Annotated in this window: 17 protein-coding genes; 10 read left to right on the top strand and 7 right to left on the bottom strand. The window is 73.5% G+C overall.

Features of this window, described 5'->3' with window-relative positions:
• The first annotated feature begins 22 nt into the window (after positions 1 to 22).
• Positions 23 to 862, top strand: a complete 840-nt coding sequence (locus tag ACRB68_RS26560) for a YwqG family protein (protein WP_328594814.1) — start codon at positions 23 to 25, stop codon at positions 860 to 862.
• On the opposite strand, the gene ACRB68_RS26555 is transcribed toward ACRB68_RS26560, so the two are convergent.
• Entirely contained in the window at positions 863 to 2,524 is a 1,662-nt protein-coding gene (locus ACRB68_RS26555) for an LCP family protein (RefSeq protein ID WP_153536894.1), read from the bottom strand.
• Positions 2,525 to 2,760: 236 nt separating this feature from the next.
• Between ACRB68_RS26555 and ACRB68_RS26550 the strand changes: the two genes are divergently transcribed.
• Positions 2,761 to 3,831, top strand: a complete 1,071-nt coding sequence (locus ACRB68_RS26550; protein ID WP_268890448.1) for a glycosyltransferase family 2 protein — start codon at positions 2,761 to 2,763, stop codon at positions 3,829 to 3,831.
• A gap of 85 nt (positions 3,832 to 3,916) precedes the next feature.
• Positions 3,917 to 4,561 (top strand): hypothetical protein, encoded by a 645-nt coding sequence (locus ACRB68_RS26545; RefSeq protein ID WP_153536892.1) that lies wholly within the window; start codon positions 3,917 to 3,919, stop codon positions 4,559 to 4,561.
• Here ACRB68_RS26545 and ACRB68_RS26540 read toward each other — a convergent pair.
• Together ACRB68_RS26540 and ispD are read right to left on the bottom strand one after the other, a co-directional pair.
• The gene (locus tag ACRB68_RS26540) at positions 4,558 to 5,313 is read right to left on the bottom strand and encodes a glycerophosphodiester phosphodiesterase (protein WP_194293492.1); all 756 of its coding nucleotides are present in this window, start codon (positions 5,311 to 5,313) and stop codon (positions 4,558 to 4,560) included. The genes ACRB68_RS26545 and ACRB68_RS26540 overlap by 4 nt on opposite strands.
• A complete protein-coding gene (ispD, locus tag ACRB68_RS26535) occupies positions 5,310 to 6,011 on the bottom strand; it encodes a 2-C-methyl-D-erythritol 4-phosphate cytidylyltransferase (RefSeq protein WP_153536890.1) in 702 nt (233 codons plus the stop codon). Before ispD ends, ACRB68_RS26540 begins: the two co-directional genes overlap by 4 nt.
• Before the next feature lie 88 nt (positions 6,012 to 6,099).
• Between ispD and ACRB68_RS26530 the strand changes: the two genes are divergently transcribed.
• From ACRB68_RS26530 to ACRB68_RS26505, 6 genes are all read left to right on the top strand, one after another.
• Positions 6,100 to 7,632, top strand: coding sequence for a CDP-alcohol phosphatidyltransferase family protein (locus ACRB68_RS26530; RefSeq protein ID WP_153536888.1), 1,533 nt, complete (start codon positions 6,100 to 6,102; stop codon positions 7,630 to 7,632).
• A complete protein-coding gene (locus tag ACRB68_RS42150) occupies positions 7,629 to 8,249 on the top strand; it encodes a DUF5941 domain-containing protein (RefSeq protein WP_153536886.1) in 621 nt (206 codons plus the stop codon). The genes ACRB68_RS26530 and ACRB68_RS42150 overlap by 4 nt, the downstream gene beginning before the upstream one ends.
• Positions 8,246 to 8,977 (top strand): phosphocholine cytidylyltransferase family protein, encoded by a 732-nt coding sequence (locus ACRB68_RS26520; protein WP_153536884.1) that lies wholly within the window; start codon positions 8,246 to 8,248, stop codon positions 8,975 to 8,977. Before ACRB68_RS42150 ends, ACRB68_RS26520 begins: the two co-directional genes overlap by 4 nt.
• 85 nt (positions 8,978 to 9,062) lie before the next feature.
• Positions 9,063 to 10,118: an iron-containing alcohol dehydrogenase family protein gene (locus tag ACRB68_RS26515; RefSeq protein ID WP_194293487.1), complete on the top strand. Its 1,056-nt coding sequence runs from the start codon at positions 9,063 to 9,065 to the stop codon at positions 10,116 to 10,118.
• Positions 10,108 to 10,980, top strand: coding sequence for a CDP-alcohol phosphatidyltransferase family protein (locus ACRB68_RS26510; protein WP_153536880.1), 873 nt, complete (start codon positions 10,108 to 10,110; stop codon positions 10,978 to 10,980). The genes ACRB68_RS26515 and ACRB68_RS26510 overlap by 11 nt, the downstream gene beginning before the upstream one ends.
• Positions 10,981 to 11,862, top strand: a complete 882-nt coding sequence (locus ACRB68_RS26505) for a glycosyltransferase family 2 protein (protein WP_153536878.1) — start codon at positions 10,981 to 10,983, stop codon at positions 11,860 to 11,862. It abuts the gene before it with no gap.
• Between the two features lie 18 nt (positions 11,863 to 11,880).
• Here ACRB68_RS26505 and ACRB68_RS26500 read toward each other — a convergent pair whose 3' ends face one another.
• The 3 genes from ACRB68_RS26500 to ACRB68_RS26490 form a co-directional block, all read right to left on the bottom strand.
• Complete coding sequence (locus tag ACRB68_RS26500) at positions 11,881 to 12,525, bottom strand: GNAT family N-acetyltransferase (RefSeq protein ID WP_153536876.1); 645 nt, start codon at positions 12,523 to 12,525, stop codon at positions 11,881 to 11,883.
• Between the two features lie 208 nt (positions 12,526 to 12,733).
• Positions 12,734 to 13,153: a DUF6292 family protein gene (locus ACRB68_RS26495; RefSeq protein ID WP_153536874.1), complete on the bottom strand. Its 420-nt coding sequence runs from the start codon at positions 13,151 to 13,153 to the stop codon at positions 12,734 to 12,736.
• A 106-nt stretch (positions 13,154 to 13,259) separates the two neighbouring features.
• The gene (locus ACRB68_RS26490) at positions 13,260 to 14,048 is read right to left on the bottom strand and encodes a GntR family transcriptional regulator (RefSeq protein ID WP_153536872.1); all 789 of its coding nucleotides are present in this window, start codon (positions 14,046 to 14,048) and stop codon (positions 13,260 to 13,262) included.
• A gap of 436 nt (positions 14,049 to 14,484) precedes the next feature.
• On the opposite strand from ACRB68_RS26490, the gene ACRB68_RS26485 reads away from it, so the two are divergent.
• On the top strand, positions 14,485 to 14,772 hold the full coding sequence (locus ACRB68_RS26485; protein ID WP_153536870.1) for a hypothetical protein: 288 nt from the start codon (positions 14,485 to 14,487) through the stop codon (positions 14,770 to 14,772).
• Positions 14,773 to 14,808: 36 nt separating this feature from the next.
• Here ACRB68_RS26485 and ACRB68_RS26480 read toward each other — a convergent pair whose 3' ends face one another.
• Entirely contained in the window at positions 14,809 to 17,229 is a 2,421-nt protein-coding gene (locus ACRB68_RS26480) for a HelD family protein (RefSeq protein ID WP_153536868.1), read from the bottom strand.
• Between the last annotated feature and the right edge of the window lie 99 nt (positions 17,230 to 17,328).

The raw sequence follows: 17,328 nt of genomic DNA, 5'->3' as shown, positions 1-17,328 counted from the left end.
CGTCCGCGGCATCATGGGGCGGGTGGACGCAGCACCCCGTACGACACCGCCGCCGCCCGTCGACATGGCGGCCGAGGTGCCCGGCCTCGGCGCGTACGCGCGGACGGCCGTACGCCTGCACCCCCGGCCGGGGAACCCCGGAGCGCGCGACAGCCATATCGGCGGGCCGCTGCTGTGGCCGGCCGGCGAACCCTGGCCGCACTGCGCCGAGCCCGAGGACCGGCCGCCCTGGATCAAGGGACTTGACGCGCCGAACGCCCTGGTTTCGGTCGCCCAGTTACGGGCCGCTGATTTCCCGGAGCTCGCCTTTCCGGACGGGGCCGATCTGCTGCAGATCCTCTGGTGCCCCACTTTCCACCCGCATAACGGTTACCAGCCCGAAGTGCGCGTGGTGTGGCGGCGCGGCGCGGACGTCACCGACGTGCTCGCCGCCCCGCCCGCACCGGCGCGCGCCGAGGACGGCTACGTCCCCCGCCCCTGCGTCCTGCATCCCGAGCGGGTGACCGAGTACCCCTGGCACGAGGAGCTGCCCGGCGAGCTGCGGGCACGGCTGCACGCCTGGGAGGAGACCAGGGAGGAGCCCGCCGACTACCAGTCGGACCTGTCGGTGGTGCCCGGCTGCAAGGTCGGCGGCGGCATGGCCTGGCCCGTCACCGACATGCCGCCGCAGGAATGCCCGCACTGCGCCGGGCCGATCGGGCTGCTGCTGCAGCTCGACAGCACCGAGTGGGACGGCGCAGGGCGCTGGCGGCCGGTCGAGGACGCCGACGACGCCGAGCCCACCGGCCTCAGCATCGCCCGGCACAGCCATCTGGGCATCTTCCGCTGCGAGCGGGGGCACGCCTTCCCCCTGTCGCAGTGATCAGGTGCAGAGCTTCTGCGTCGCGGTGCCGGTCTCCAGCTCCTGGCCCGGAGCGGTGGAGGAGTCCTGCTCCTTCTTCTTCTTCACCTTGACCTTCTGGGCGCCGTCCCAGTCGGCGCCGACCAGCACCTGGATGCGGTCGCCGAGCGAGGCGACCTTCTTGACCTTGGCGCCCGGGATCGCGGCGGCCAGCGTCTTCGCCGAGTCCTCGCGGCTCCCGCCGTACTGGATCTGGGTGGTCTGCAGGCCGCGGCGGGCGACGCCCGGCACGACCGTGACGTTGAAGCCGACCTCGCGCAGGTCCTTGCCCGCCTTGGTGGCCAGGCCCCGGGTGCCGATGGCGTTCAGCACCCGCACCGAGATGTCGGCCGGCGCGACCGTCGGCGCGTTCGGGTCGTCGGGGGACTTGGCCGGCGCCGGGGACTCCTCCTTCTTCTTCTGCGTGACCGGCTCGTCGTGCCGGATCTTGGAGAACAGGTCGCCGGCCCGCTCCTGGTCCCACAGCACCGTGGACTGCGGCGACCCGGAGTTCCACAGCACCACGTTGTGGCCGGGATCGGCGAGGGGGAGCTTGGCGAAGGTGAGGTTGTCGGTCGACAGCCCCTTCATCTGGTCGGCGAGCTTGGGCAGGTCGCGGGCCAGGTCCTTGTCCACCCGCAGCGACTTCAGCGCCGCGTTCAGGAACCGGGTCGACTTGACCGGGTCGCTGAGCGTCCGCGACGACAGCGCCTGCTTCATCATCGACGCCATGAACTGCTGCTGGCGGTCGATGCGGCCGAGGTCGGTGCCGCCGGTCAGGGTGTAGCGGGCGCGGGCGAACGCCAGCGCCTTCAGCCCGTCGACGTGGGACTTGCCGGCCGGCAGCCGCAGCCCGCTCTTGGGGTCGTCGACGGCCTGCTCGGAGCACACGTCGACGCCGCCGAGCGCGTCCACCATGTTCACGAACCCGTAGAAGTTGACCTCGACGTAGTGGTCGATGGACACGCCCGTCGAGCGCTTGATCGTGTCGACGGTGAGGTCGGGGCCGCCGAACTGGTACGCCCAGGTCAGCTTGCCCTGGCGGCTCGGCACGAGCTGCCCCTTCGGCGCCTCCGCCCCGTTGGACCTGTGCGCCGGGATGGTGACGAGCGAGTCGCGCGGCAGGCTGACCATCGTCACCCGGTCGTGGTCGCGCGAGACGTGCAGCAGGATCATGGTGTCGGAGCGCTCGCCGGCCTCGTGCCCCAGGTGCGCGGCGCGCTGCTGCTCGGGGGTGAGGCCCTCGCGCCGGTCGACGCCGGCGACCAGGATCGTCATCGCGCCCTTCGGGCCGTCCTTGCCGTTGCCCAGGCCGCCGACCGAGACCTTGTCGATCGCGCCGGTGACGTAGTTCTGGAACGCCCACGCGCCGCCGGAGGTGAGCAGCACGAACGCCGACATGGTGCCGGTGAACATGAGGAAGCGCCGCTGCCGGCGGGCGTTCAGCGCGGCGCGCGGGCTGAGCGCGGCGGCCGGCCGGCGCGGGCCGCGCGGGGCCTGCACCGTCACCCGCGGCGCCGGCACGCCGTCGACCTTGACGCCCTCGACCTCGCCGTCGCCGTCGCCGGACGCGGCGCCCGGGCGCGGGCGGAAGTAGTGCTCCAGCGGGTCCTTGCCGCCCTCCGCGTCCTGCCCGTCTGCCATGCTGGCCGCCGCCTCCCCAAAGAACGATCCGGCGTTACCCACGCGAGTTTCCACCACTCTAAAGTGGTGCGGGGCGGATCGTTCGCTACCGGGCCCTCGTGTCCTTGCAGTAACGTGGCGCCGTCTTGACCTCCGTCCCGGTACCCGCAGCCGGGTCGTCCGGGCGTGTCACAGGCAGCGAGTAAGAGAGGACAGAGGGGTCCTGCTCCGGCGAGCCGGGGCGCGGCCCGTGAGCGATGAACCCGTCTCCCCACGCACACAGCGCCCAGCAGCACGAGGCCCCCGACGGCCTCGGGACCCGCGAGCCGCAGCCCGCCGACCGCACCTGGCCCGCCGTCTCGGTGGTGATGCCGGTCCTCAACGAGGAACGCCACCTGACCGACGCCGTGCGGCGGATCATCACCCAGGACTACCCGGGCGAGCTGGAGCTGGTGCTGGCGATCGGCCCGTCCAAGGACCGCACCGAGGAGATCGCCGCCCGGCTCGCCGCCGAGGACCCGCGGATCGTGGTGGTGGCCAACCCGACCGGCCGCACCCCGCAGGGCCTGAACATCGCGATCAAGGCGTCCCAGTACTCGATCATCGTGCGGGTGGACGGCCACTCGCTGCTGCCCGCCGACTACGTGCGGGCCGCGGTGGAGACGATGGAGGCGACCGGCGCCGACAACGTCGGCGGGATCATGGCGGCCGAGGGCGTCAGCCCGTTCGAGCAGGCCGTGGCGCGCGCGATGACCTCCAAGCTCGGCGTCGGCAACGCCCGCTTCCACACCGGCGGCGAGGCCGGCGAGGTGGAGACCGTCTACCTCGGCACGTTCCGGCGCAGCGCGCTGGAGCGGGTCGGCGGCTACGACGAGACGTTCGTGCGCGCCCAGGACTGGGAGATGAACCACCGCATCCGGCAGACCGGCGGGCGGATCTTCTTCACGCCGCGGATGCGGGTCACCTACCGGCCGCGCCCGAACCTGCGGGCCCTGGCCAAGCAGTACTTCCACACCGGCCGCTGGCGCCGCGTCGTCGGCCGCGAGCACCAGGGCACGCTGAACCTGCGCTACCTGGCGCCGCCGCTCGCGGTGGTGGCGATGACGGCGGGCGTGGTGGCCGGCGCGTTCGGGTTCTGGCCCGGCTGGGTCCTGCCCGGCGGCTACGCCCTGGCGATGATCGCGGGCGCCGCCGTCGAGGGCCGCGGCCTGCCGCTCGCCGCCTGGGTGCGGCTGCCGCTGGTGTTCGCGACCATGCACGTGTCGTGGGGCGTGGGGTTCCTGACCAGCCCGCCCGGGCTCGGCCAGCCCACTCCCGCCAAGCACTGACCCGGCGGGGCGAACCGGACGCCGGGCCGGCGCGTCTCAGGGACGGGCGGGCGGATCACGCCACCCGTCCTCGAGGAGGGTGGCCATGTCCAACACGGTCCGGCATGTTCTCGGCCTGCTGCTCGGCCTGGTCGCGACCCCGCTGGTCGCGGCCGGCCTGGCGTACGGCTCCTACCGCTGGTGGTGGCGCATGCGCTACCAGGTCGGCGTGCTGAGGCACGACGACTCCGGCGGGCTGGCCGGCCTGGTGGTGCTGCTGGTCGTCGCGGTGCTGCTCGGCCTGCTCATGGGCTCGCGCGTCTCGCCGCTCGCCTCGCTGGTGCCCGGCGTCCTCTTCGGCGGCCTCGGGCTGCTGTGGCTGCTCGCGCCCCGCTGGGCGATGCTCCACAGCGGCCACGGCCTGTCCTCCAACATCAGCTTCGGGTACACCACCCTCGCCACGAACGGCGCGCTGATCGTCATCGGCGGCGCGCTGCTGGTGGCGTCGCTGCCGCCGTCGCGGTGGAAGGCCAAGGCGCCGCGCCAGGGCGCCGTCCCGCCGCCGTACCAGGGCGCGCCCATGCCCGGCCCCGGCCGTCCCGCCCCGATGCCGCAGGACGCCCCGCCTCTCCCGCAGCCCCGCCCGGCGGCTCCGCAGGCGCCCGCCCAGCCGCCGGCCCCGCAGCCGTCCGCACCGCGCCATGACGGCGAAGGCGGCGAGTGGACGCAGATGTTCGGCGGTAAGGGCTAGTCCGCCAGGGCCTTCAGGACTCCCGGGACCTCGTTGACGACCATGGCGTCGACGCCCGCCGCCGCGTAGTCCCGGGCGGCGTCCGCCTTCGGGCACCACACCATGAACTCCAGGTCGGCCTTGTGCGCGGCGTCCACGCACTGGTCCAGCGGGCGCAGCCGCGTGTCGGGGTGCTCGAAGCCGCAGGTCGCGGTGTGCACCGCGACCGCCTGGAATCCCAGCCCGGCGGCGGCGGGCACCGCGTGCCACATCGGGAACCGCAGCCAGGTCAGCAGCCCGACCGGGACCTGCGGCAGTTCGTCGCGCAGGAACGTCAGCAGCGACGGGTCGAACGAGGTCACCAGCAGTTCCCGGCGCCGCGCCTCGCGCGCGAGCAGGGGGAGGAGCAGCGCGCCGGTGCGGCGGGACGGGGCGTCCACCGCGTCCTCCAGGATGGTCTTGACGTCCACGTCCACCGCGATCTCCGGCGGCAGCGCGTCGAAGATGTCGGCGAGCCGGGGCAGCCCGCTGGCGGCGGCGGTGCCCTCGATCAGGAACGCGCCGTCGGTGCCGGTCGGGTCGTGCCGCAGCACCAGCTCGTCGTCGGCGGTGCGGGTCACGTCGATCTCGATCCAGGTGAGACCGGCCGCGGCGGCGGCGAGCATCGACTCCAGGGTGTTCTCGGCGACCGGCACGTCGGTCCCGGCGGGCAGCACCTCGCCCGAGCCGAGGCCGCGGTGGCCGATGACGACGGGGGGACGATCGAAGATCACGACTGCTCCAGGGGTTCGGTGGCCAGGTGCTCGGCGACGACGACGTCGAGGGGATGGGTGACCTTGAGGTTGCGCTCGCTGCCGGCCACCACCCGGATCGGCACGTCCGGCAGGTAGCGGTGCACGATGCCGCAGTCGTCGGTGGCGCGCAGCGCGGGGTCGGCGAGCGCCAGCTCGTAGGCCTTGCGCAGCACGCCGAGGCGGAACCCCTGCGGCGTCTGGAACCGGCTGAGCGACTCGCGCGGCGGCATCGCGGCGACGAACCCGCCGGCGACCTCCACGATCGTGTCGGAGGCGGGCATGCCGACCGCGACGCACTCGTGCGCGTCCAGCGCGTCCAGCACCCGGCCGATCACCGCGGCGTCCACGAACGGGCGGGCCGCGTCGTGGAACAGCACCCGGGTGCCGTCCGGCCGGTCCGCCAGCACCCGCAGCGCCGCGACGGTGGAGGCGGTGCGGGTGTCGCCGCCCTCGATCACGGCGGTCACCTTGCCGAACGGCGCGGCGATCGCGGCGGCCGCGCGCAGGTGCCCGGCGGCCATCACCACCACGACCTCGGCGATGCCGGGGTGGTCGTCGAAGGCCCGCACGGCCAGCTCCAGGATCGGGCGGCCGCCGACCTCGATGAGCTGCTTGGGCCGGCCGGCGCCGACACGCTGGCCGATCCCGCCGGCCAGCACCACCGCGACCGTTCGCATCGTCGTACTCCTCTTTCCGTAGCGGTCGGTGGCCGAGCCGCTACTGTGTGCATTCTCCAGCTCGGTTCCCTGTGTGGCGGAGGCGCCGATGACCGTTGCGGTAATCATTGCGACCGGATGGACCCGAGGCGGCCCCGAGCCCGGTCCCGCCGCCGCCCTGGGCTGCGCGGACGACCCGGAGGCGCCCACCCAGCTGGCGCGGCTGCAGGGCCGGCTCGGCAGGCTCAACGTACCGGACCGGTACGTGGTGGCCCGTCCCGAGCAGGCGCCGCTGCTGCGCAAGGACGGCCACGACGTCGTCGAGTGCGCCGATCCGGCCGCCGACCTGCGTGAGATCGCCCGGCTGGCGCGGCGGCACGGCGGCCCGCTCCTGCTGCTGCCCGGCGACGTCGCGATCGGCGACGAGCAGCTCGTCCGGCTGCTGCGCGACGTCCGCGCCCCGGCCGCCGCGCTCACCGTCGCGCCGCCCCCGGCGCCGGACGGCGGCCTGGCGCCGGTCCGCACCCGCGCCGGCCTGATCGACTCCGCCGGGTCCCCGTACCACCGGGTGACGGCGCCGGACGCGGCGTTCCCCGGCGTGCTGCGCGTCGACAGCACCGGCATCGGCGACCTCGCCGGCGTCGCCGAGAAGCTGGCGCTGCTGCTGGAGGTGCCCGGCGCGTTCCCCGAGCCGCACGGCGGGCAGGAGGCGGAGGCCGCCGGGCTGCTGCTGGTCGGCCTGGTGCGCTCGGGTGTTCCGGTCACCGCCGTCCGCGACGACCGGCTGCCGTGCCTGCGCGCCGCCTCCGGACCCGCCGCCCACGCCGCGCACGCCGCCGTGGACGCGGTGGACGAGGACCGGATCCGGCTGGCCGACGCCGTCAAGAGCGACGACGGCTTCTTCGCCACCTACGCCGTCAGCAGCTACTCGCCGTACCTGGTCCGGCTGGCGGCCTGGCGCGGCCTCACGCCGAACGCCGTCACCTGCGTCTCGCTGGCCGTCGCGCTGCTGGCGGCGGTGTGGTTCGCGGCCGGCACCCGGGCCGGCATGGTCGCCGGCGCGGTGCTGTTCTACCTGTCGTTCGTGCTGGACTGCGTGGACGGGCAGCTCGCCCGCTACACCCGGCAGTTCAGCGCGCTCGGCGCCTGGCTGGACGCGGTGGGCGACCGGGCCAAGGAGTACGCGGTGTTCGCCGGGCTCGCGGTCGGATCGTCCGTCGCGGTCGCCGGGTCGGGCGTGGATGGCGGGAACGTGTGGCCGCTCGCCGTCGCCGCGCTGGCTCTGCAGACTGTCCGCCACATGATCGACTTCTGTTACGCGGCCCGTCCCGGGCAGGACGGGGCGGAGCCGCCCGCGGTCGTCCCGCTGTCGGCGGCGGGCGACGACGCCCCGGCCGAGCGGCCGCCCGCCCCCGAGCCCGCGGGCCGGGCGGCGCGGCTGTCGGCGGCCACCAGCCGGGTCCGCGCGCTGCACTGGGCCAAGAAGATCGTCGTGCTGCCGATCGGGGAGCGGTTCGCGCTGATCTCCCTCACCGCCGCGTTCGGCGACGCCCGCCTGACCTTCACCGCGCTGCTGGCGTGGGGGACGGTCGCCGCCGCCTACACCCTGGCCGGACGGGTGCTGCGGGCGAGGGCCCGATGAGCGGGACCGTCCCGGCCGGCACCCGGGAGCTGCAGGCCTTCCGCGACGACGGGCCGGTGGGCCGGGCCGTCGGCGGCTTCGTGCGCGGCCAGCTGCCGCCGCTGCCCGGCGCCCTGGTCGCCCTCGCGATCACCGCGGTGCTGCTGGTCACCGGCGTCGGGGAGCAGCGCAGCCCGGCGCTGTTCGCGCCCGCGGTGGCGCTGCTGCTCACCTGCCCGGCTGCGCTCCATCCACATAACGGCCGGTTGGACTGGCTTGTCCCGCCCATCATTCGCTCAATCGAGTATGGTTACCTCGCTGTATTGGGGTTCGCACAGGCTGTCCCGGCACCGCTGGTCTACGTGCTCGTGGCGGTCCTGGCCTACCACCACTACGACACCGTGTACCGCGCCCGCCAGGGACTGTGGCCGCCGGAGCAGCTCTTTCGCGCCGGTCTCGGCTGGGACGGCCGGATGCTCATTGTGGCCTTCGCGGGCCTCTGCGGGCTCCTCCCGTTCGCGTACGCTGCGCTCGCCGCCTACCTTGGCGTGTTGTTCGTGAGCGAGAGCGCCGCGACGTGGTCGCGGACCGGCCGCGACAGCGGCGTGATGGTCGACCTGGAGGATGGGAACGCATGATCGGTATGGTGCTGGCCGCGGGTGCGGGGCGAAGGCTGCGGCCGTACACCGACACACTGCCGAAGGCCCTGGTGCCGGTCGACGGTGACACCACCATCCTGGACATCGCCCTGTCCAATCTGGCCGAGGTGGGCCTGACCGACGTGGTCATCGTCGTCGGCTACTGCGCCGGCGCCGTCGAGGAGCGCAAGGCCGCCCTCGAGGAGCGCTACGGCGTCACGATCACCCTGGTGCACAACGACAAGGCCGAGGAGTGGAACAACGCCTACTCCATGTGGCTGGCCCGCGAGCACTTCGCCAAGGGCGTGCTGATGGTCAACGGCGACACCGTCCACCCCGTCAGCGTCGAGAAGACCCTGCTGGGCAACCGCGGCCCCGACATCCTGCTGGCCGTCGACGACGTCAAGAAGCTCGCCGACGAGGAGATGAAGGTCATCCTCGACGCCGACGGGCACCTGGAGCGCATCACCAAGCTGATGGACCCGGCCGACGCGGCCGGCGAGTACATCGGCGCCACGCTGATCGAGCCGGCCGCCGCCGAGGCCCTCGCCGACGCCCTCAAGGCGACCTTCGAGGCCGACCCCGACCAGTACTACGAGGACGGCTACCAGGAGCTGGTCCGCCGCGGCGCCAAGATCTCCGTCGCGCCGATCGGCGACGTCGCCTGGGTCGAGGTCGACAACCACGACGACCTGGCCAAGGCGCGCGAGATCGCCAAGACCTACTGAGCGGTCTCCCCCCGAACGACCTCCCCCTCCGGGAGCACGCCGTCCGACGACCTGCCGAGGAAGGCCCATGCCCCTGCTGACGCGGATGCTGACCGCACCGCTGTCCATCGACGTACGCCGCGGAGCCGTGGCCGACCTCGGCACGCTGCTGGCCGACCGGCGCATCGCCACCGAGGGCCGGGTGGCGATCGCGGTCGGTCCCGGCCAGGGCGACCAGATCGCCGAGCACGTCCGCCCCTCGCTGGAGGCGTGCGAGGTGTTCCGGGTCGAGGACGGCACGGTGGACGCGGCCGTCGCGCTCGGCTCCCGGCTGCGCGCCGGCTCCTACGAGGCGGTCGTCGGCATCGGCGGCGGCCGCACCATCGACGCCACCAAGTACGCCGCGACGCTGTCGGGCATCCCGATGGTGTCGGTCGCGACGAACCTGTCGCACGACGGGATCTGCTCGCCGGTCGCGTCCCTCACCCACGAGAAGGGCAAGGGCTCGTTCGGCGTCGTCATGCCGCTGGCGATGGTGGTGGACCTGGACTACGTGCGGGCCGCGCCGCCGCGGCTGGTGCGCGCCGGCGTCGGCGACGTGGTCAGCAACTTCTCCGCCGTCGAGGACTGGCTGCTGGCGGCGCAGGAGTGCGGCGAGAAGGTCGACCGGATGGCGCTCACCGTCGCGCGCACCGCCGCCGAGGCGCTGCTGCACCAGCCCGGCACGATCGACTCCGACCGGTTCCTCACCGTGCTCGCCGAGGGCCTGGTCCTGTCGGGCATGGCGATGTCGTTCGCCGGCGACTCGCGGCCGGCGTCCGGCGGCGACCACGAGATCCTGCACGCCATCGACCAGCTGTTCCCCGGCACCGCCAACCACGGGGAACTCGCGGGCATCGGCGCGGCGTTCTGCTATCACCTGCGCGCCACGCACCTCGGCGACGGCGCGGAGCGGCTGGAGGAGATCCTGACCTGCCTGCGCCGGCACGGCCTGCCGTGCCTGCCGGGCGACGTCGGCCTCAGCGTGGACCAGTTCGCCGAGGCTGTCCTGTATGCCCCGCGCACCCGTCCCGGCCGCTATACGATCTTGGAACATCTCGGGCTCGACGAGGACGCGACCCGCAAGGCGGTGCAAGAGTATGTCCAGGCCCATGGAGGCTGAGGCCCCCGAGCCGGGCCCCCCGCCCGGCGGCGGCATCCGCGCCGGCGACGACCTGCGGCCCTCGCGCAAGCAGGCCAAGGTCGCCGACGTCCGGCGGCACGGGCAGCCGCCCGGCCTGAAGGACCGGCGCAACGAGGAGCACTGGGCCGGCCGCATCTACATGCGCGACCTGTCGCCGTACTTCTCCTGGCTCGCGCTGCGCCTCGGCTTCTCCCCGAACCAGCTCACCTACCTGATGATGCTGAGCGGCATCGTCGCGGGCGTGGTGGTGTCGCTGCCGCTCGCCGGCATGGGCGCGCTGTGGGCGGCGCTCGGCGGCGCCGTGCTCATCCAGGTCTACCTGCTGCTGGACTGCGTGGACGGCGAGGTGGCCCGCTACCTGCGGCAGACCTCGGTCGCCGGGGTGTTCCTGGACCGCATCGGGCACTACCTGTCGGAGGTGTCGCTGCTGATCGGGCTCGGCTTCGCCGCGCAGGGCGGCTGGCACAGCGGCGGCTACGTCGAGCTCGGGCTGGTCGCCGCGCTCGGCGCCGCGCTGATCAAGGCCGAGACCGACAACGTGGTGGTGGCCCGCGCCAAGTCGGGCCTGCCCGCCGACCCCGCGGGCGGCGACCGGGCGCTGCGCCCGCGCTCCACCCGCATCGCGCTGGCCCGGCAGGCCGCCTCGATGCTGCGCTTCCACCGCATCATCGGCGCGGTCGAGCTGTCACTGCTGATCCTGCTCGCCGCCGGTCTGGACGTGGCGCTCGGCACCGGCACCCCGGCCGCGACCCGGGTGCTGGCCGTCGCGGTCGCCGCCGTCGCGGTGCTGCAGACGCTGCTGCACCTGATCAGCATCATCGCCTCCCGGAGACTCAAGTAAATGAAACTGTCCGTCGTCGTCCTCACCATGGGGAACCGGCCGCAGGAGCTGGCCCGCGCCATCAACAGTGCGCTGGAGCAGGAGCACGTGGACGTGGAGGTCGTGCTCGTCGGCAACGGCGCGGACCCCGCCGGTGAGCGGGCGGGGCTGCCGCCCTTCGACGACGAGCGGGTGCGCACGCTCGCGCTGCCGCGCAACGTCGGCATCCCGGCCGGCCGCAACCGGGGCGTCGAGGCGTCCTCGGGCGATGTGATCCTGTTCCTCGACGACGACGGCTGGTACCGCTCCAACCGGCTCGGCGCGCACCTGCGCGACCGGTTCTCCGCCGAGCCCGACCTCGGCATCGTCTCGTTCCGGGTCCGCGACCCCGAGGGCGGCCGCGGCGAGCGCCGGCACGTCCCCCGGCTGCGCGCGGGCGACCCCGAGCGCTCCTCGGAGGTCACCACGTTCCTCGGCGGCGCCTGCGCGGTGCGCCGCGCCGCCTGGGACGCGGGCGGCGGCCTGCCGGAGGACTTCTTCTACGCCCACGAGGAGACCGACCTGGCCTGGCAGGTCCTGAACGCGGGCTACCGGATCGTGTACGACGCGTCGGCGGTGATGTTCCACCCGGCCGTCCTGCCGACCCGGCACGAGATGTTCTACCGCTACAACGCCCGCAACCGGGTGTGGCTGGCGCGCCGCAACCTGCCGTGGCCGCTGGCGCTCACCTACCTGGCGGTCTGGGTCGGCATGACCCTGCTGCGCGAACGGCGTCCGGCCGCGCTGAAGCCGTGGTTCAAGGGCTTCGCCGAGGGCTGGCGCAAGCCGGCGGGCCCGCGCCGCCCCATCTCCTGGGGCACGGCCTGGCGCATGACCCGCACCGGCCGCCCCCCCATCATCTGACGGGTGCCGGCCGCGGCGTCATGAGGCCCAGGGCGTCTGCGGCACCGGTTCTTCCAGCCACCCGCCCTGCCGGACCGGGCGCCCGCTGAGCACCGTGCCCAACGAGGGCTCCACCAGGAACGGCGTCGAAGGGACGGCCCGGAACGCGCGGATGTCCCGTTCGAGCAGCACTCCGGCGGGGTAGTCAGGGATCTTGATCTCCCGGTGGACCCGCGTGAAGCCCTGCTCGTGGTAGTAGCGCTGCAGCGCTGTGTTCTTGGACCACACGTCGATCCGGAGGCAGTGCGCCGCGTGCTCGTGCAGGGCGCACTCGCCGACCCAGTTCAGCAGCAGCGCGCCGAGGCCCTGTCCTCCGTAGCGGCGGTCGACCACCAGCCGGTGCAGGTAGATCGCGGTGTCCCCGGGTTCGCCCCACAGGTCCTCGTTCGCCTTCAGGGTGGCGCTCACCGTGGCGATCGGGGCGAGCCCGTCGCAGAGCATCCAGGTCTCCCCGCGCAGCAGGGCGTCCCACACCCGCTGGTCGCGCTGTACCCGGGTGGGCCAGGGCCGCTGCCACTGGTCGCTGCCGATGCTCTGCAGCCAGGCGGACGCCTGAGAGATGAGCCGGAGGACGGTGCCGCAGTCCCCGGCGAAGGCCGGGCGAAGCCGAAAGCTGGATACCACGTTCGGTCCTGTTCGCGACGACGAAACACACACTCACTCACAGCGCCGTGCCGAAGCCTCACGCGCGCCCGCTGCCGGTCAAACCCTTACGTTAACTCAGACAAGCCGGTCGAAATAGACATGCGGAGCGTGGATGCGCGACCGCCGTGCCACCCCGGGGAACCGGTGGAGCGGCACGGCGGCGTCGCGGCAGAAGCCGTCGCGGGACCTAGGCGAGAACGCGGGCCGGTGCGAGAGCGCGGACCACGGCGTCGAACGCGGCGGGGTTCTCGTCGTGGGCGCGGTACTTCACGCAGGACCCGGTGATGCCCGCCAGGAGCCGCCAGACGACTTCGGACGGCACGGGCAGGACACCCCCGCCCAGGTGGACGGCATCGGCGAGGACGGTGCGAACACCCTGCTCGCCGGCCACGTAGGGCCCGACCCGCCAGCCCGTCTCCTCGTCCCACACCAGCGCGCGGCCGTCGGCGAGCACGATGGTGGCGTCTCGCGGGCCGCTCGGGTCGAGCCAGCTGCGCACGACGGTGACGCCGGCGTTGTGCAGGGCCAGCACCGCCTCGGTGAGGTACGGCCGCAGGAGCTCGAGAGCCGGGTCCTCGTGCGGTGCCGGTGTGATGTCGATGGACATGTGGACTCCAACTATGGGAAACAGGCGACGCGCCCTGCGCCGCCCCTAGTGGTGAAGACAGGAGTGGTCGAAGAGAGGAAAAGGCCGTGCGGAGAATGTTCGCCGCTCACGCGGTCTCGTCGGGCACGGGAAGCATGGCTTCGATGACGAAGATGTTGCGGTCCGTGGGATAGGCGGTGACCGTGTAACGGCAAGGGTGGCCGTGCGCGTCGAAGGCGGTGCGGCGGTGTTCGAGGATCTGCACGGCACCGCTGTCCGGGATGTTGAAGAAGTCGACCTCGCGGGCGTCGGGTGGACGCACCACGATCTCGTCCCGGTATCCGACCTGCTTGATGCCCAGGCTTTCTTCCAGGTAGTCCATCGTGCCCTGGTCGATGTCGGTGTTGCGGAGCAGTTCCGTCGCCCCCCTGGTGACGAAGTCCATGGGGTAGTAGGAGGTCTGCAGCGACCAGGCCACCTCGTCGATGTAGCGCTCCTGGTGCCGGCCGACCAGGGACTCGGTGGTGCTGACGTTCAGCGCCTCGGCCATGACCGGCGTGGCGACCTTGATGTGCACCTCGGTGTCGCCGGTGCGCGCGGTGCGCCCCTTCGCCTCGGCCTCGGCGACCCACGCCTTGCCCTCTCCGCCGCCGAAGCCGGTCCGCTCGTCCGGCGTCAGGGTGACCTTGTAGCGGACGGGCGGGATCGCCACGAAGGTGCCGATGCCCGAGCGGGCCTCGACCAGGCGCAGGTTCTTGAGGATGCCGATGGCGTCCCGGATGGTGTTGCGCGCCGTCTCGTGCTGTTTGGCCAGCTCGGCCTCGGTCGGCAGCTGGTCGCCGGGCCGCAGCCTGCCGGTGGTGATCTGCTGGCGCAGCTCGTTGGCGATCTCCATGTAGCGCGGCGTGTTGGCCACGGTGCTGCCTCCCGGCGGTCCCAAACGTCCAGATGGCTTAAACGAAGGGTATGGCGTAGGCCTCTTGCGTCACCTGACTTAATCACCTCCATTTTCCATGATCAAAAGTTTACTGGCCAGTATCCGTGGAATGGTCAAGGTAGCTGAGCTGTCTAGACAGCCTGGATTGCGAGACCGAGCCTAGCCGCCTGAGCTGAATAAGTCACCAGCACCAACGAGATAGCCGGGGAAGGTTTGCCAGATCCTGACGGAAGACCCTGGAAATGGTGTGCCGCGCCTCAGAAGCCTCACAAGTAACAAAAGATCTGAAAATCCGCAAAAGGGAAAGGCGGGGCGTGATCGGAATGCGAACCGACACCATCCCGGTCCACGGCCCGGCCGGACGGCCGGAACGCCGCGCGGTGGCCCCTCCCGAACGACAAAGAGGCCCAAGCCGATGAAGACCCACATGCTGTGCCGCGCGAAGCGGGACCGGTCGGGAGCGATGATGCGGCACACGGAACGGCGGACCGGCGCCTCCGGCCCGGAGCTCGACCTCACCGAAGAGCAGCGCTCCGCCCCCCGGGCGGGCTGCGATCTCACCGGGGAGCGGGCGGACGGCGCCGAGATCGACCTCACCGGCGAGTGGACGACCGCCCGGCGCGACGCCCTCGACCTGAGCGCCGAGCGCCCCACGGCGCGCAGCGGCGTACGGATCGCCGCCGGGCCCCGCGCCGTCGCCTGACCCGCCGGGGCGCGGGCGCTCCGGCGGGTCAGGCGGTCAGGCGGTCAGGGTGGTCCGCCAGGTGGGGTCGGCGGTGAGGACGGTCAGGCGCTGGGTGGCGCGGGAGACGGCCACGTACAGGACGCGCAGGCCCCGGGGGGACTGGGACGCGACGGTCTCGGGGGCGGCGATGACCGCGGCGTCGAACTCCAGGCCCTTGGCCTCCAGGACGTCCAGGACCTGGACGCGGTCGGGCAGGCCGGCGGCGAGGCGGTCGCGGTCGGCGGCGGTCCAGGAGCCGCCGTCCGGAAGCGGGACGATCACGCCGATGGTGCCCTCGACCTGGTCCAGCAGGGTCTCGGCGGCGGCGCGGGTGGCCGCCATGAGGCCGCCCGGGGCGACCAGCTCGACCAGCGGGTCGATGCCGGACTCGCGGACGGCGCGGGCCGGCCGGGCCTCGGGCAGCGCCAGCGCGAGGACCCGGGCCGAGACGGCGGCGATCTCGGTGGAGTTGCGGTAGTTGGTGGTCAGCTCGTACTCGTGCCGGACGGTGCGGGCCGCCGCGGGCGGCTTGCGGGGGCGGCGCCCCCGGCCGCCGCGGGAGCGGGGCGGCTCGCCGCCGAGCGCGGCGTCCATGGCCTGCCGCGCCGCGGCCAGGTCCTCCCAGGCGCTCTGCGCCGGGTCCTCCACGATCGTCCAGCTGGCCTGGCGGCCGCGGCGGCCGAGCATGCGCCACTGCATCGGGGACAGGTCCTGCGCCTCGTCGACGACGATGTGCGCGTACTCGGGGCGCTCCTCCACGACGCCGTCGTCGACGCGGCGGGCCCGCTCCAGCCGCTCGATGGAGGTGGTGAGCTCCTGCATCTCCGGCTCCCACGACTCGTCGGCGACCTCCTCGCCGGTGAGGATGTTGACGCCGTCCACCACGAACGGGTCGTCCTCGCGGGCGCGGCGGCGGGACGGGCGCGGCGGCGGGCCGAGCAGCGCGTCGATCTCGTCGAGCAGCGCGACGTCCTGGTAGGAGACGCCGGGGCCGGCGAAGGACGCCGCGAGCGGCCCGATCGCGGCCGGGTCCAGGTCGCGGGCGGCGGCGCGGCGCAGCCGGGCCGGGTCGCCGAGCGCCGACAGCACCTCCTGCGGGCGGCGCATCGGCCACCAGGCGATCAGGAAGTCGGTGAAGGCGCGCTGCTCGCGGACGACGGTGTCGAAGCGGCCGCGGTCGGTCTGCGCGGAATCGCCGCCCGGCCTGTCCAGCTCGCCGAGGCCGTCGGCGGCCAGGATCGCGTTCCACAGCCCGGTCTGGCCGTCGACCTCCTCGGCCTCCTGGCCGCCGGTGTCGGTGAAGCGCCGCCACAGCGCGTCCAGCAGGGCCTCGGCGGCGCGGCCGCGGCCGGCGTTGACGCTGCCGCGGGTGCGCCGGTGCACCTCGGCGCGGATCTTGTCCAGGGCGCCGCGGTCCAGCCGGACGACGACGCCGCGGAACACCACGCGCAGCTCGTTCGGCGCGCCGGGCGCGTGGTCGGCGACGGCGCGGCGCAGCACCGCCGCCATCGCCTCCGCGCCCTTGTGCCGGGCCAGCTCGGGGGTGTCGTGGCCGGTCGCGGTGACGCCCGGCACCAGGTCGCCGAGCGAGCGCAGCGTCGCCGACCCCTCGCCGAGGGAGGGCAGCACGCGCTCGATGTAGGCGGTGAAGCGGCGGTTCGGGCCGACCACGAGCACGCCGCGGGAGCCGAACCGGCGGCGGTGCCGGAACAGCAGGTAGGCGACGCGGTGCAGGGCGACGGCGGTCTTGCCGGTGCCGGGGGCGCCGCGCACCAGGACGGTGCCGTCGGCGGGCGCGCGGATGACCTCGTCCTGCTCGCGCTGGATGGTCGCGACGATGTCGCGCATCGCGCCCTCGCGGGTGCGCGCGAGCGAGGCCAGGAACGCGCCGTCGCCGACGACGGTGAGCCCGTCGGCGGCGGCCGGGTCGAGCAGGTCGTCCTCCAGGTCGACCACGGCGTGCCCGCGCGAGTGCAGCACCCGGCGGCGGATCACCCCGCGCGGGTCCTCGGGGGTGGCGCGGTAGAAGTCCTCGGCGGCGGGCGCCCGCCAGTCGATCACCAGGGAGTCGTGGTCGCGGGTGCGCACCCCGATCCGGCCGACGTAGCGGACCTCGCGCCCGTTCTCCACCCGGCCGGACGGCTCCTGCCCGTTCTCGGGCGGGCGCGGGAACAGGTCGAGGCGGCCGAAGACCAGGCCGTCGTCGGCGATGTCGAGGGCCTGGGCGCGCAGCGCGGCCTGGTGCACCATCGCGTCGCGGTCGACCAGCGACGCCTTGGTGCCGGCCTGTGCCTGCCGGAAGCCCTCGCGCAGCATCGCCTGGGCGTCGGCGCGCATCTCCTCGAGCCGGCCGTAGGCCACGTCGACGTAGCGCTGCTCGGCGGCGATCTCCTGGTCCTTCACGCTGGAAGGCCGGCCGGTGACCGGGGACGACATGCGGGCTGCTCCTCGCGGCTGACGGAAAGGGACAGCTTATGCCGTTCGGGTGACATCCCGATCAGGGGGCCGGGACGTGCCGGAGCCCCGGCCGGCGGA

Source organism: Actinomadura macrotermitis (assembly GCF_009604375.1).
Classification (GTDB): Bacteria; Actinomycetota; Actinomycetes; order Streptosporangiales; family Streptosporangiaceae; genus Spirillospora; species Spirillospora macrotermitis.
The sequence above is the reverse complement of the archived record's forward strand: the minus strand, read 5'-3'. Positions and strand labels throughout refer to the sequence as shown.

Coding starts and splice junctions, on each gene's coding strand:
- ACRB68_RS26555 (WP_153536894.1), bottom strand. CDS start 2,524: ATGGCAGACGGGCAGGACGCGGAGGGCGGCAAGGACCCGCTGGAGCAC.
- ACRB68_RS26550 (WP_268890448.1), top strand. CDS start 2,761: ATGAACCCGTCTCCCCACGCACACAGCGCCCAGCAGCACGAGGCCCCC.
- ACRB68_RS26545 (WP_153536892.1), top strand. CDS start 3,917: ATGTCCAACACGGTCCGGCATGTTCTCGGCCTGCTGCTCGGCCTGGTC.
- ispD (WP_153536890.1), bottom strand. CDS start 6,011: ATGCGAACGGTCGCGGTGGTGCTGGCCGGCGGGATCGGCCAGCGTGTC.
- ACRB68_RS26530 (WP_153536888.1), top strand. CDS start 6,100: ATGACCGTTGCGGTAATCATTGCGACCGGATGGACCCGAGGCGGCCCC.
- ACRB68_RS42150 (WP_153536886.1), top strand. CDS start 7,629: ATGAGCGGGACCGTCCCGGCCGGCACCCGGGAGCTGCAGGCCTTCCGC.
- ACRB68_RS26520 (WP_153536884.1), top strand. CDS start 8,246: ATGATCGGTATGGTGCTGGCCGCGGGTGCGGGGCGAAGGCTGCGGCCG.
- ACRB68_RS26515 (WP_194293487.1), top strand. CDS start 9,063: ATGCTGACCGCACCGCTGTCCATCGACGTACGCCGCGGAGCCGTGGCC.
- ACRB68_RS26510 (WP_153536880.1), top strand. CDS start 10,108: ATGGAGGCTGAGGCCCCCGAGCCGGGCCCCCCGCCCGGCGGCGGCATC.
- ACRB68_RS26505 (WP_153536878.1), top strand. CDS start 10,981: ATGAAACTGTCCGTCGTCGTCCTCACCATGGGGAACCGGCCGCAGGAG.
- ACRB68_RS26495 (WP_153536874.1), bottom strand. CDS start 13,153: ATGTCCATCGACATCACACCGGCACCGCACGAGGACCCGGCTCTCGAG.
- ACRB68_RS26485 (WP_153536870.1), top strand. CDS start 14,485: ATGAAGACCCACATGCTGTGCCGCGCGAAGCGGGACCGGTCGGGAGCG.
- ACRB68_RS26480 (WP_153536868.1), bottom strand. CDS start 17,229: ATGTCGTCCCCGGTCACCGGCCGGCCTTCCAGCGTGAAGGACCAGGAG.